Genomic DNA, 14,066 nt, shown 5'->3' on the forward strand with positions numbered 1-14,066 from the left:
ATTCATAAATTTTTTTCTTTTAATATTTATAAAAAAGTGTATTATGGTATTGTATTGATAGAGTATTAAAATTTGATTTGTTATGTATTGAATTTTGCAAAAAGGAGAATTTGATAAGTTGAAACGTATAGATAAAATATATAATTATTTACTTGATAATACAAAAAAACTTAACATGGATACTATAAAAGAAAAAAAAGGATTTAGCGCATCGGAAATCTCAAAAGAATTAGATATACTTAGAAATAATGTGAGTATGGAATTAAACGTACTGCTTAGGGATAAAAGAATAATAAGGATCAAGGGAAGACCAGTGCTGTTTTTAGAAAAGAGTACTGTAGAGGATATTATTGGATTTAAGCTTCAAGGTGAGTCTTTAGAATTTGACAGTATAGATAAATTAATTGAATTAAGTAATGAAAATGAAAAAGATGAAGATCCATTTAATGATTTAATAGGTTCGGAAACAAGCCTTAAAAATCAAATAGAGCAGGCTAAGGCTGCGGTACTATATCCTCCTAATGGTCTGCATACTTTAATTGTGGGGCAGACTGGAGTTGGAAAAACATTATTTGCAAACATGATGTACAATTATGCTAAGTATGCCAAGAGGTTCAGCGAAGATACACCATTTATAGTGTTTAATTGTGCTGATTACTATAACAACCCTCAGTTATTAATATCACAAATTTTTGGCCATGTAAAAGGAGCTTTTACAGGTGCAGATAGTGAAAAAGAGGGCTTGGTTGAAAAGGCAGATGGGGGAATGTTATTTTTAGATGAAATACACAGACTTCCGCCTGAAGGCCAGGAAATGATTTTTTACTTCATGGATACAGGCACCTATAATAAATTAGGTGAAACTGATAGAAATAGAAAATCCAATGTTCTAATAGTAGGAGCTACAACGGAAGATCCAGGATCTTCATTATTAAAAACCTTTGTAAGAAGGATACCAATAATAATAACAATTCCCAGCTTAGAGGAAAGATGTGCAAAGGATAAGCTTGATATAGTAAAATTTTTATTATCTAATGAATCCCATAGGGTAAATAAACCTATAAGAATTGAAGCTGATGCTGTAAAAGCTTTAATAGGAAGTGCATCTTACGGGAATATAGGGCAGTTAAAATCTAATATTCAGCTTGTATGCGCTAAAGGCTTTTTAAATAGTATTGGCAGTAAAGATTTTATTGAAATAGATTTTAAGTCATTACCTTCAGATATAAAAAACGGACTTTTCCAATTAAGCAGGAAAAGGAAGGAAATTGAAGAGCTATCCAGCTACATTGATTCTAATTTAGTAATAACACCAGAGGGCGGATACAAAATGCTCATAGATGAAGATCCATATGAGCTTCCCTTCAACTTATATAAGATTATAGAGGATAAAGCAGCAGTATTAAAAGATGAAAATATAGATGAAGAGTATATTAAACAATTTATTACTACTGATATAAATGTGCATATAAAAAGTTTTTATGATAAATTTAAAAACAACACAAATGACAGGGGGAAGATATTAAGAATTGTAAATGAGGATATACTGCAGTTTGCAGAAGAGATAAAACGCATGGTAGAAGTTAAACTGGATAAGAAATTAAACGAAAGATTTCTATATGCTTTAAGTCTTCATTTAAGTGCATTTTTAAAGAGGGTAGAAGACAACAGACCTTTAAAATATACCAATATAGAAGGCACTATTAAGGATAATCCTAAGGAGTACAATGTTTCATTAGAAATAAAACAGTTAATAGAAGAGAAATATAATATAGTGGTTCCAGATATGGAAGTAATGTATTTGACACTGCTTTTGAGTTCTATTCAATATGATACAAGTAATGGGCATGTAGCTGTAATAGTTGCCTGTCATGGAAGCAGTACAGCAAGCAGCATGGTTAATGTAGCAAAAAATCTGCTTGGAGATGGGGTTGTGGAAGCCGTAGATATGCCATTAGAAATCAGTCCCACAAAAATACTTGATGAGATGATTGAAAAAGCCAAAGAGATAGATATGGGCAAAGGAGTTCTTCTTTTAGTTGACATGGGTTCCCTTGCAAGTTTTGATGCCATTATTACTGAAAAAACAAATATAAAAGTCAGGACTATAGATATGGTATCAACACCATTAGTATTAGAGGCAGTTAGAAAAGCAAATATTTTTGACATGGATTTAGACAGCATATATAATTCCCTTAAAGATTTCAGGGGGTACAGCAGATATATAGATGAGTATAATAGTAAAGGAAAAGCTATAATAACTATATGTTCTTCCGGTGAGGGTACAGCAGAAAAACTTAAGGATCTTGTGAAAGATATAATATACAATATAACTGACGAGACCATAGAAATAATTCCTATGGGAATAAAAGATTTAAATAATAAAATTCCAGTGCTTAGCAGGAGCTACAACATACTGGCATCAGTGGGCATTGTAAATCCTAATATAGATAAGCCTTTTATATCATTGGAGTCATTGATTTCAGGAAATGGTGAAAAGGAAATTATTAGTATAATACAAAGAACTAATATTAAAATAGTAAAAAAAGACAGGGATATAGTAGTGAAAGATTTGTGTGAAGATAGTTTAAAACAGTTCTTGACCTATTTAAATCCATATAAAATAATAAGTGTATTGATAAAATTTGCAAGTGTATTAGAAAAAGACATGAATAAAGAGTTCGACAACAATATGCGTATTAAACTAATTATCCATACAGGCTGTGCTCTTGAAAGAGCTCTTATCAATGATAGCTTAATATATAAGGATGATAAAAGTAAATTAAATAAAAATATAATAAAAATTATAAGTAAAGCAAACAACATATTTCAAGACACATTAAATATTATGTTGAATGAGGATGAAATTTGTTACATTGCAGAAATGTTCGAATCTTAATAAGTATATCAAAACCACTTAAAAGTAAAATATAAGAGTATTAAAAGTATAATTAGAGTGTATTAATAGAAATGACGTAATGGCTGAGATTAAATTCTAAAGCATTGCGGTACATGGCTTTAAGCACTCTAAAGTTTTTTGATACACTTTGCTGGCACAATACTTGCTAATAATATAAGTGCAGCTAAAGTGTGGTCAAAGCAGGCGGAGGACTTATAAAATGGAAATTGTTTTAGCAAGAATTGATGACAGATTAATACATGGACAAGTAGCAACAGTTTGGTCAAAAGAAACAAGATGTGACAGAATAATAATATGCAATGACGATGTTGCAAACGATGCCATCAGAAAAACACTTTTAGTTCAGGTTGCGCCTCCTGGAGTCAAAGTAAATGTACTGGAAGTTGAAAAAGCAATAAGAGTATATAAAAATTTTAAAAATGAAAACAGCAGAGTATTACTCTTATTTACTAATCCAACAGATGTAGTTGAAATGGTTGAAGGAGGAGTAGACATAAAGAGTGTAAATATAGGAGGTATGTCTTTTAGGGAAGGAAAGAAAATGATAACAAACTTTATTTCTGTTAATGAAGAAGATATTAAAGCTTTTCTTAAGTTAAAAGAACGGGGAGTGGAATTAGAAATTCGAAAAGTTCCCGGAGATCGAAAGAAAAATCTTATTGAGTTAATTCAGAAAAAAAATCACAATCATTAATTTTGGTTACAGGTTTTTAGAACTTTTTTATAAATTTTACTGTAATAAATAAAAAATAGGAGGTATAAAAATGGTAGGAATTATTCTTGCTAGTCATGGAGATTTTGCAAAAGGCATCTTACAAGCCAGTACAATGATTTTTGGAGAGCAAAAAAACTTGCAAGCTGTTACGTTAGCGCCTAGCGAAGGTCCTGATGACATTAAAGCAAAAATGAATAACGCAATTGCATCCTTTGACAACCAAGATGAGGTTTTATTCTTAGTTGATCTTTGGGGCGGTACACCATTCAATCAGGCAAGTAGTCTATTTGAAAAACACAAAGATAAATGGGCAATCGTAGCTGGTATGAATCTGCCAATGGTGATTGAGGCTTATACTTTACGTTCTTCAATAGAATCAGCACAGGAGATTGCATCTAAAATTTTAGGAACTGCTAAAGAAGGAGTTAAAGTTAAACCTGAAGAATTAGAACCAAAAGATACTTCTAAATCTTCAAAGGCTTCAGCTGTGAAGTCTAATATGGGTGCATCTGGATCATTCGAATATGTTTTAGCTCGTATTGACTCTCGTTTACTTCACGGGCAAGTATCAACTTCCTGGTCAAAAGAAGTGAATCCTACAAGAATTATTGTTGTGTCAGATGCAGTAGCCAGAGATGAGCTTCGTAGGAAATTGATTCAACAGGCTGCTCCTCCAGGTGTTAAGGCTCATGTTGTTCCAATTAATCAAATGATTAAACTTGCAAAAGACAATAAACATTTTGGCGGACAGCGTGCAATGCTTCTTTTTGAGAATCCAGAAGATTTGCTTAAAGCTGTAGAAGGCGGAGTACCATTAAAGACAATCAATGTTGGTTCTATGGCTCACTCTGCAGGTAAGGTTCAGCCAAATAAAGTGCTTTCTTTCAATCAGGAAGATGTTGATAGTTTCAATAAGCTTAAACAATATGGAATTAATTTTGACGTTCGTAAGGTTCCAGGTGATTCAAAAGGAAATATGGACGAAATCCTTAAAAAGGCACAAGAGGGATTAAATAATCAAAAATAATCTAATTATTTAGATATAATTAGATAAAAAGGAGGAAAATAATCGTGAGTTTGAATATAATTCAAATCATATTAGTGGTTATCATAGCATTTCTAGCTGGTATGGAAGGTATCCTGGATGAATTCCAATTCCACCAGCCGCTAGTTGCTTGTACGTTAATCGGATTGGTAACAGGTAACTTAGTACCATGTCTAATCTTAGGTGGTAGTCTTCAAATGATTGCCCTAGGCTGGGCAAATATAGGTGCTGCTGTAGCACCTGATGCAGCATTAGCATCTGTTGCATCTGCAATTATTTTAGTTCTTGGCGGACAAGGCAAAGCAGGAGTTTCTTCAGCTATAGCTATTGCTATTCCTTTAGCAGTTGCAGGGCTGTTATTAACAATTATTTGTCGTACTATTGCTACAGTGTTTATACATTTCATGGATGCTGATGCTAAAGAAGGAAATATCGGAAAAGTTGAAATGTGGCATGTTATTGCTATTTGTATGCAAGGTGTGCGTATTGCAATTCCAGCAGCTTTAATCTTAGCAGTTGGCGCTGGCCCAATTCGTGCATTACTTGAAGCTATGCCTGTTTGGTTAACAGATGGCTTGGCAATTGGTGGTGGAATGGTTGTAGCTGTTGGTTATGCAATGGTAATCAATATGATGGCTACAAAAGAAGTATGGCCATTCTTTGCAATTGGTTTTGTATTAGCAACTGTTTCACAAATCACACTTATTGGATTAGGTGTAATTGGTACAGCTTTGGCTCTTCTTTACTTATCGCTTAGTAAAAAAGGCGGCTCAGGTACTGGCGGTGGATCAAATACTGGTGATCCATTAGGCGATATTATCGATAATTATTAGGAAAGGAGAGAACATATATGTCAGAGAAAATAAAATTAACAAAAAAAGATCGTATGTCTGTTTGTTGGCGTTCAACTTTCATTCAAGGTTCATGGAACTATGAAAGAATGCAAAACGGTGGCTGGGCATTCTCATTGATTCCAGCAATCAGAAAATTATATAAAACTAAAGAAGATAGATCAGCTGCATTGCAGCGTCACTTAGAGTTCTTTAACACTCACCCATATTTAGCTTCACCAGTTATTGGTGTAACATTAGCCTTAGAAGAAGACCGTGCAAATGGTGCACCAGTAGATGATGTAGCCATTCAAGGTGTTAAAGTTGGTATGATGGGGCCTTTAGCTGGTATCGGAGATCCAGTTTTCTGGTTTACTGTAAGGCCAATTCTGGGAGCATTAGGTGCTTCTCTTGCTTTAAGTGGTAACATTATGGGACCAATCATATTCTTCCTTGCCTGGAATGCTATTCGTATGGCATTTATGTGGTACACACAAGAGTTTGGTTACAAAACAGGATCTCGTATTACCGATGATGTATCAGGTAATTTACTGCAGGATATTACAAAAGGTGCTTCCATCCTTGGTATGTTTATTTTAGGATCATTAGTTAACAGATGGGTATCTGTTAAATTTACACCTGTAGTATCATCCGTTAAGTTAAGTCCTGGTGCTTACATTGATTGGAGCAAACTTCCATCTGGAGCACAGGGTATCAAACAAGCTCTATTACAGCAGCAAGCTGGTTTGTCATTAACTCCTGACAAAGTTACAACACTGCAAAATAACTTAGATGCATTGATTCCTGGACTTGCAGGATTATTATTGACATTCTTCTGTATGTGGCTGCTTAAGAAGAAGGTATCTCCAATTGCCATTATTCTTGGCCTGTTCGTAGCAGGTGTTGTTTTCCACGTAATTGGTTTAATGTAGTATTTTTTCTTAGCCTAGGTTAATGTAATATTTTTTACTTAGCCTAGGCTTTTTTTTAATACATAAAACATATATAATAGAAACAAATGTGTGTATAAGTAGAAAAGAGGAGGCATATCTATGATTCAATCACTTAATACAAAGGTAGATCTGGTAATTGATGCTACAAATTTCACAGGTGTTACAGCTTATGGAAAAGTAATGATTGGTGATAAAGGCTTTGAGTTTTATAATTCTAACGATTCCCGCAAATTTATTCAGATTCCCTGGGAAGAAGTTGATTATGTTATTGCATCCGTATTGCTGAAAGGAAAGTGGATTCCACGATATGCCATTAAAACCAGGAAAAATGGTACATATTCTTTTGCTTCTAAAGATGCAAAGAAAGTACTTCGTACTATTCGAAAATATGTTGATCCAAGTCATATAGTTCGCTCATTAAGTTTTTTTGATGTGATTAAAAGAGGGTTCAAATCAATATTTAAGAAAAGCTGATATGTTTTTAATAATTTAAATAGGAATTTTCATATATTGTCTATAAATAAATATAAGAACCTATGCTGAAACTGTTGTTAAGGCATAGGTTTTTGTAAAATCATTGCAAATTATAATCCTAGTAAATTATCAATACTGCCTTTGTCAAATCCAACAACTATGTTCCCGTCAATATCAATTACAGGTACTCCCTGCTGATTTGATTTGTGTATCATTTCCATTGCAGCATTTCTATCTCTTGATACATCTTTCTCTGAAAATGCTATATTTTGTAATTTTAGGTAATCCTTTACCTTATGGCACCATGGTCAAGTAGGTGTAGTATAAACAGTAACATTCATATTTTTTTCCTCCTAAATATAAAATTTTATTTTAATAATTTTAAGTGCATAAATTTTGCATACCCTTAATGGGTATACAATGATTATATATTAATATATTATTGAAGTCAATAATAGCAAAAACTATGCCAATGATAACTAAGAAGTAAGAGGTAAGAGGTAGGAGTTTTTTTGATTATTCTAGTTCTCGTAAGGCATCTGACTTTTTGCTAAATTTATTAATTACAAAGTTTATTAAAAGGGATGATATTACAGCAAAAATCCAGTATGTCATAGGCAGGAAGAAACATATTAAAACTACAGCTATAACAGGCTTCTTTAGCACTACTGTTATTATTCCAGTTGAAGCAACAGCTACAAGATAAGTGGGATCGATATTTAATATGCCGCTAATGGCAAATGCAATACAAAAGGAAGCAAATATTGTAGGAAATATCTGGCCCCCCACCCATCTTAAATTAATAGATATTTTAGTAGCTAATATCTTTAAAAAAGCAATAAACAAAAGATAAGAAACTCCCATTCCCGAATAATTATTAACAAGTCCTCTTAAGGCATGTTCACCTGAAAAAAGTATTACAGGGAAATATGCTCCTAATAGTGCTATAATAAATCCTCCAATTATTGCAGCAAGGAATGGATTTAAGCTCAATTTAGTTTTATTACAAATAAATTTTATTAAATGACCTATGTAGTTAAAGGATAAACCTATGAGTATTGAAAGAATTATAATAGGTATAAAGGCCAAAAGATCTTTACTGGAAATATGACTTTGATTTAATTTAAAAATAAAGCTTTCTTTATGTGTTAAATTATTTAAAAATTTTATTATAAAAAAAGAAGACAATACTGTACAGCTATATGTAATATAATTTAATAGTTTTCTGGAAATAAGCTGTGCTTTATGAATTGTATCTTTATTAATAGAAAATGTACTGAAAATAGGCACCTGGAAAATAGCAGTAAGTACAGCGCTGGTAGAAGTTTCTATAAATTCCTCTTTTAATTCAGTATTTGAATTTTTAATTTTCACGCTTAAAAAAGTTGAAAACATAGCTATCATCCCAAAAAGACCAGCTTCCGGGCCTATACTGCCTCCAAAAATCAAGGGTAAAAAAGCACACACAATATATTCAGGCAGAGGTTTATAGTCTATAGTTTTTGTAACCTTGTATTCATGAAGTACTTCTTCCATTTCTTTTGGATATGGACCTAAATACTTCTGACCAAGACCTATTATTACTCCACCCAGTATACATAAAATTATAGTAATGGAGAAATTGCTTACTTTTATAATCTGAGGCAGCTCATGCCATAGAAAATTACTTGATATATTTATGAGAAACATAAATGACCAACAAAAAATACCAACTGCCGTACCCATTACAAAGCCGAAAAATACAATATTTTTTACAATAGATTTAATAGTAGACACCACCTTCGTGAAAGTTATACTTATAATGATATTATAGTCCATTTGAAAATTCAACCTGTTAATAGCCTCCTCTTCCTAATTTATCTAAATGAACCTTTACATTAACTTTTATATCAGATTTGGAAACCACGTCATTCCAATCCTGTCCGGTGTCCCTGCCATACTTTGCTGCTGCAACCCTTCCTAGTTCCAGGCAGTCTACTTTATAATCATTTTGCATTTTTTTTATAAAATCATAGCAATTTTTCTTTACTAAAGAACTTAAATCACCTTCTAACTTTTTTTGTGTATCAGGTTTTGAAAACAAGGCAGTATCCTTATAAATTTCATCTGCTATCCTGTCAGCTGTTATATCTACATTTATTATAAATTTATATTTTCCTTCTTCCTTTAAACACTTAGTTTTGGTTTTGGCATGTGCTTCCATATTAACATATTTTTTAGGGGTGTTTTGAATTGTAAGTATACCACGGGAGTCTCCCTGAAGTAAAATATTCATCCATTTAGCTTCATCCACGTTTATTTTAGCCACCATTTTATCGGACTTAAATAATGCTTCCCCAGTTACTTGTATTCTATCATCTTTTATTTCTATATATGGAAGACTTACATTTCTTCCTTCTGAATCTATTTTTGCAAACATGTCAATAAGCTTATAATTGTCCTCGAAAAAAATATTATTAATTAAATTTTTAGCTAGTCCTTCTATAAAATCCACTGGACTGTCATATCCCTTAACTTTAGTTTTAAAAATATCCTCTGATTTTCCTTTACACACAAGGCAATATGGTGTACCAACTACCTGGGGATTATTAAATAATATATCCATATCATTCCTTACACCAGATCTGCAAAAATCTTCCGAATAAATATGTACCCTTTCACCGCCAAGAACAAAGGGCTTATCGTTTTTAAGCTGTCTATTCTCCCTTGTATCTCCAATACTTAATGACTTACCTACTTTCACATCACTTTCAATAGAATTTGCCCTAAACAAATAGACACATATTGGCAGACTGTATTCATTATTATTTTCTAAATCAACACCTGTTCCAATAGCCATATCAACTTCTTCAATTGGAACTTTTTCCTTACCTGCTTTAAAAGCTGTTATAAATGCTATTACAATAAATATTATTAAAAACCTATAATTTTTTTTCATACATCTCAACCTTTATTTTAAGATAATTTGAATCGTACCAAAATAGCAATTACAGTTGCATATATTAAATTATAAATTACAAATATAGGTATCATGATTCCAGTAATATTTCTAGCCGCTATTTCATTAGGATATAAATAATAGGTAATAACCAATAATATGGGATAAATAGCTATTAAAAATTTCTTTGAGCTGAATTTTGAGTAAAGACTAGATGAAATACATTGAATAGCAAAGCCATGTAAAGCCAAACTTCTAAAAGCTACAAAACACCATGAAAACATGAATAAAAATATAAAGTTATTTAATATAGGGATGGGAACACTGCCAGCTGGTGTCATATATGGCCAGATGCGCTTTACTGTAATATCTGGTCCCAAATAAAATATAGTTACAAACACATTCCATGTATATATAAATGTTACTATTAAAACTCCTATAAGACCAAATTTCCTTACATTCTTCTTATCTCCTAAAAAGGGATATATGAGGAATATAATTTCTGCATTACTATAAGCTGTTAAAGTCTTCAAACTGCCCTTTAAAATTTTTTTAGCACCGGTGCCGAAAACAGGCAATATATTTAAAATATTTATCTTTTCTAAAGAAAATACTGGTACGATTACTACTAAAATAGAAACATAGAAAATAATTTCACTTATTCTTCCAATCTCTTTTATATTCTTGGAGGCTATATACAGGCTTATGGCAATTACTATTGCTATAACTTTTATATTGCTCATAAAATCAACAACAAAGGTTCTATATATATTTGAAAAAGCAGCAGTGACACTTGTTAAATAAATGATATATTGTATTAAATAAAGGAAATTAAATATAGATCCAAGCTTATTCCCAAAACACTTTTTGCTTACAGCCAGTATATTGTCATTAGGGAATTTTTTGCTTATATATGCTGCTAAAAGTACAATATATATTGGGTAAATTGAACCAATAATTACTGATATCCATCCATCCTGCTTAGCTGCTTCTACTACATCCCTAGGTAAGCTTAACATTGCAATTCCAGCAATGGCTCCAACAATAATAAAAGCAAACTGAGTATTAGTTAATAAATTATTCGCTTTTTTATCCATTTTATTTTCTCCTAGACTTTTCCCTGAAATCTGTCTGTCTCACAGGATTATCATTTGGAATAGCTTCAGGTCTGTTATTCATTTCGAACAAAGGTGCACGAACAAATATATCCTTCATATCACCCTTTTTAAATTGAAGATATGGTACTCCAAAGCTATCTGTAGAGCATAATTCCACTAAAATAATAAGCCACCCAATGCCTATGCCCAGTATACCCATTAAATTGGCCAAAACCAGCATAGGAAACCTTAATATTCTAATTTCTAACATATCATGATTAGGTATTAAAAAACTGGCTACTACAGTAATTCCAATTACAAGGACTGTAGATGGACTTACTATTTTTGATTTAACTGCTGTATCTCCAATAATAATACCCCCCACAACACTCATTGTCTGTGCTATTTTGCTGGGTAATCTAAGACCGCCTTCCCTAAGAAATTCTATTATTAATTCCATAGAAAGTATTTCAAGAAAAGGACTTAAAGCTATACCTATTCTGGATTGAACTATTGGCACATATAGCTTTATAGGTATAAGCTCCGGATTAAATCTTAGAAAAGTTAAATATATTGATGGCAGTGTTATTGTAATAAATATAGCTGTTAAGCGAAGTACCCTATAAAAAGTGGCAACTGTAGTCCTTTGAGCATAATCGTCCATGGTCTGAAAAAATTCCTCTATAACAGTTGGTGCTGTAATTACAATAGGGGTGTTTTCTATAATAATTGCTATTCTTCCTTCCATTATTTTAGCTTCAACAACATCTGGTCTTTCAGTAGTATACATCTGAGGGAACACAGTATATGCTTTTTCTTCTATAAACTGCTGTATGTAATTACCAGCTGGAATCATATCCACATCTATATTTTTTATTTTTTTTTCTATATTGTTTACTATATCTTTATCTGCTATATCACCTATGTAAATTACTGCTAAATCCGTTTGAGATCTTCTGCCTACAGTAAAAATGTCTACCTTCAGGTTTTCATCCTTTACTCTTCTTCTTATCATACTTATATTAGTTTCTATATTTTCAGTAAAACCTTCCTTACTTCCCCTTATAACGCTTTCATTTTGCGGTTCTTCTACACCTCGATATATTCCATCTATAGTATCAGCTATTATATAATCTTCTTCATTATCTAAAAATACTATGGTTCTGCCTCTTTTAGCTGCATCCATTACCTTATTTATATCTTTTTCAACTACAGTATTGCTCATAGCTATATACTTTTTGCAGACGTAACTGCTTAAATCCATCTTATTATGTAAGTCTTCCCTCACGTAAAGCATAAGAGGAGTTAATATATCTCTATCTATAATATCTTTATTTGCTAAAGCGTTAACATATAATATAGCTGCTTCCAGCGGTGCCTCATTTCCTATAATAATATTCTTTACTACAATATTCTGAGCATTTCCCATACCTTCACGAATAATATTAATTTTCTCCTGTAATGTTTTTTCTTCCAATATATTCACCGGATTGGCCCCTTTATTTTGGACAAAATCTTACCAAAGCTACGAATATCTTAATATTTTAAAATTATTTATCAAAACTCCCATCCAACTATAAATGAATTGCCATACTTTCAATTTCTTTCCCCATATTCTGTATATAAAACTCATTTGGAGTTTTGTATTTAAGGCTTGAGTGAAGCCTCCTAGTGTTGTATCTTTTCATAAACCTTGCTACTTCTGCATATGCATCCTTGTAACTATCAAATTCATATATACCTATGCATTCATCTTCAAAGATCCTGTGGAAAGACTCAATATGAGCATTTTTATTGGGAGTTCTGCTTGGAATCCTTTCATGATAAATGTTTATATCTTTACAGCTTCCTTCAAATATATTACTGATAAACTGTGGGCCATTATCAGTCCTAATGACTGGCTTGCCTTCACTGTCAAGCAGATCTCTCCTAATCAGGCAGCGTCTTATTAAGCTTGCTGCATCTGAGCCTGTACATCTATAGCCCATGTAATAATCGATTATGGATCTATCAAAAACATCTATTACTGACAATACAAAGAAAAACTTATCTTCACCAATAATATAACCATATTTGATGTCTGCCTCCCAGAGTTCGTTTGACTTTTTAACTATCCTATTGACTGATATTGAGCTTTTAACATGAGGCTTGATAACTCTTTGTTTCTTGAGTATATTGAGTTCTTTACACAGCCTGTACACCTTCTTATGATTAATAATCAGGTTGTATTCTTTCATCAAATCGTGGGTAATTTTATGATAGCCATAGAAGAAAGCATCACCCTGGATTAGCTCCATAATGTTGTCTTTAATCTCTTCATCACATATCTTTTTACCACTTGTTGTAATAGAATATCCTACAATAGGTCTTCCAACATTCTCTGGCTTCACCTTAACTTTATTTTCACTTGAGACATGATAGTAATATGTAGATCGGCTTAAACCAGCGTATTTCAGCACTAACGTTATTTTATAACCTTGCCTTATATAATGCCTGGCTACCTGAAATCTATCATCTATAGAAAGCTCTTTTTTTTTAATAAGTCCTTTAAAATTGCTATTTCAAGGTCTTTTTCACCAAGCGTTTTTTTCAATAAATCATTTTCTTTTTCTATTTCTTTATTAGAATTAATTGAATTAAAGTTACTTGATTTTGGGCCCCTGGCAAAGCCAGCTTTAGCAGCATCCTTTTTCTTTTTTACCCATGTATTAATGGTTGTAGATGGTATATTATGATTTCTTGCAACCAACGTCATGTTACCCGTTTCGCCTACTTCTTTTAACACCTGCTCCTTAATCTCTTTTGAATAACAGCTACCTTTCATTAATTCTTCCTCCTTAAGCTTCTAATATTATTTTAGCTAAAGGTTCGTAGATTGTCCAAATCAATTAAGGGGCTTAAGAGTTCACCACCCAATATTGTAAAAAAGGATAATATAATTTTCTTTATGTATGTTAGTTTTATCCTTTGTAGATTTAATTATTCCTAAGTGTAACAAAAATATTAGGGCTTATAACCTCTCACCATAAAATTAGAAGGCTAAAGCTTGTAATATCTTTCTTTTTCGTTGAATATCTAAATATGCCATTTTTTA

The 14,066-nt window shown here is 32.1% G+C and carries 13 protein-coding genes; 6 read left to right on the forward strand and 7 right to left on the reverse strand.

Annotated features, from left to right (window positions below; genetic code table 11):
- Window positions 1–118: 118 nt before the first annotated feature.
- The 6 genes from EQM05_RS05425 (at window position 119) to EQM05_RS05450 (ending at window position 6,937) form a co-directional block, all read left to right on the forward strand.
- Window positions 119–2,899: a sigma-54-dependent transcriptional regulator gene (locus EQM05_RS05425; protein WP_128749094.1), complete on the forward strand. Its 2,781-nt coding sequence runs from the start codon at window positions 119–121 to the stop codon at window positions 2,897–2,899.
- Between the two features lie 220 nt (window positions 2,900–3,119).
- Complete coding sequence (locus tag EQM05_RS05430) at window positions 3,120–3,614, forward strand: mannose/fructose/sorbose PTS transporter subunit IIB (RefSeq protein WP_128749095.1); 495 nt, start codon at window positions 3,120–3,122, stop codon at window positions 3,612–3,614.
- A 70-nt stretch (window positions 3,615–3,684) separates the two neighbouring features.
- Window positions 3,685–4,662 (forward strand): mannose/fructose/sorbose PTS transporter subunit IIA, encoded by a 978-nt coding sequence (locus EQM05_RS05435; protein WP_128749096.1) that lies wholly within the window; start codon window positions 3,685–3,687, stop codon window positions 4,660–4,662.
- Window positions 4,663–4,706: 44 nt separating this feature from the next.
- Window positions 4,707–5,513 carry a PTS mannose/fructose/sorbose transporter subunit IIC gene (locus EQM05_RS05440; protein ID WP_128749097.1) on the forward strand — a complete coding sequence of 269 codons (807 nt, stop codon included), beginning with the start codon at window positions 4,707–4,709 and terminating at the stop codon, window positions 5,511–5,513.
- Between the two features lie 17 nt (window positions 5,514–5,530).
- The gene (locus EQM05_RS05445) at window positions 5,531–6,442 is read left to right on the forward strand and encodes a PTS system mannose/fructose/sorbose family transporter subunit IID (RefSeq protein WP_128749098.1); all 912 of its coding nucleotides are present in this window, start codon (window positions 5,531–5,533) and stop codon (window positions 6,440–6,442) included.
- Window positions 6,443–6,562: 120 nt separating this feature from the next.
- On the forward strand, window positions 6,563–6,937 hold the full coding sequence (locus EQM05_RS05450) for a DUF956 family protein (protein WP_128749099.1): 375 nt from the start codon (window positions 6,563–6,565) through the stop codon (window positions 6,935–6,937).
- A gap of 110 nt (window positions 6,938–7,047) precedes the next feature.
- Here EQM05_RS05450 and EQM05_RS05455 read toward each other — a convergent pair whose 3' ends face one another.
- The 7 genes from EQM05_RS05455 to EQM05_RS05485 all read right to left on the reverse strand — a co-directional run bounded on the left by EQM05_RS05455 (window position 7,048) and on the right by EQM05_RS05485 (window position 13,796).
- On the reverse strand, window positions 7,048–7,278 hold the full coding sequence (locus EQM05_RS05455) for a glutaredoxin domain-containing protein (RefSeq protein WP_128749100.1): 231 nt from the start codon (window positions 7,276–7,278) through the stop codon (window positions 7,048–7,050).
- A gap of 175 nt (window positions 7,279–7,453) precedes the next feature.
- Window positions 7,454–8,755: a chloride channel protein gene (locus EQM05_RS05460; protein WP_164917202.1), complete on the reverse strand. Its 1,302-nt coding sequence runs from the start codon at window positions 8,753–8,755 to the stop codon at window positions 7,454–7,456.
- A gap of 16 nt (window positions 8,756–8,771) precedes the next feature.
- The gene (locus EQM05_RS05465) at window positions 8,772–9,875 is read right to left on the reverse strand and encodes a Ger(x)C family spore germination protein (protein ID WP_128749102.1); all 1,104 of its coding nucleotides are present in this window, start codon (window positions 9,873–9,875) and stop codon (window positions 8,772–8,774) included.
- 17 nt (window positions 9,876–9,892) lie between these two features.
- A complete protein-coding gene (locus EQM05_RS05470) occupies window positions 9,893–10,972 on the reverse strand; it encodes a GerAB/ArcD/ProY family transporter (protein ID WP_128749103.1) in 1,080 nt (359 codons plus the stop codon).
- Window position 10,973: 1 nt separating this feature from the next.
- Window positions 10,974–12,401, reverse strand: coding sequence for a spore germination protein (locus EQM05_RS05475; RefSeq protein WP_128751043.1), 1,428 nt, complete (start codon window positions 12,399–12,401; stop codon window positions 10,974–10,976).
- A gap of 145 nt (window positions 12,402–12,546) precedes the next feature.
- Window positions 12,547–13,512, reverse strand: a complete 966-nt coding sequence (locus EQM05_RS05480; RefSeq protein ID WP_128749104.1) for an IS3 family transposase — start codon at window positions 13,510–13,512, stop codon at window positions 12,547–12,549.
- On the reverse strand, window positions 13,488–13,796 hold the full coding sequence (locus EQM05_RS05485) for a transposase (RefSeq protein ID WP_128748678.1): 309 nt from the start codon (window positions 13,794–13,796) through the stop codon (window positions 13,488–13,490). Before EQM05_RS05485 ends, EQM05_RS05480 begins: the two co-directional genes overlap by 25 nt.
- Between the last annotated feature and the right edge of the window lie 270 nt (window positions 13,797–14,066).

This window comes from Clostridium sp. JN-9 (assembly GCF_004103695.1).
Classification (GTDB): domain Bacteria; phylum Bacillota; class Clostridia; order Clostridiales; family Clostridiaceae; genus JN-9.

Bases quoted from the DNA above. Each gene is read 5' to 3' on its own strand.
- EQM05_RS05430 (WP_128749095.1), top strand. From the start codon at position 3,120: ATGGAAATTGTTTTAGCAAGAATTGATGACAGATTAATACATGGACAA.
- EQM05_RS05435 (WP_128749096.1), top strand. From the start codon at position 3,685: ATGGTAGGAATTATTCTTGCTAGTCATGGAGATTTTGCAAAAGGCATC.
- EQM05_RS05445 (WP_128749098.1), top strand. From the start codon at position 5,531: ATGTCAGAGAAAATAAAATTAACAAAAAAAGATCGTATGTCTGTTTGT.
- EQM05_RS05450 (WP_128749099.1), top strand. From the start codon at position 6,563: ATGATTCAATCACTTAATACAAAGGTAGATCTGGTAATTGATGCTACA.
- EQM05_RS05460 (WP_164917202.1), bottom strand. From the start codon at position 8,755: ATGGACTATAATATCATTATAAGTATAACTTTCACGAAGGTGGTGTCT.
- EQM05_RS05465 (WP_128749102.1), bottom strand. From the start codon at position 9,875: ATGAAAAAAAATTATAGGTTTTTAATAATATTTATTGTAATAGCATTT.
- EQM05_RS05470 (WP_128749103.1), bottom strand. From the start codon at position 10,972: ATGGATAAAAAAGCGAATAATTTATTAACTAATACTCAGTTTGCTTTT.
- EQM05_RS05475 (WP_128751043.1), bottom strand. From the start codon at position 12,401: ATGGGAAATGCTCAGAATATTGTAGTAAAGAATATTATTATAGGAAAT.
- EQM05_RS05485 (WP_128748678.1), bottom strand. From the start codon at position 13,796: ATGAAAGGTAGCTGTTATTCAAAAGAGATTAAGGAGCAGGTGTTAAAA.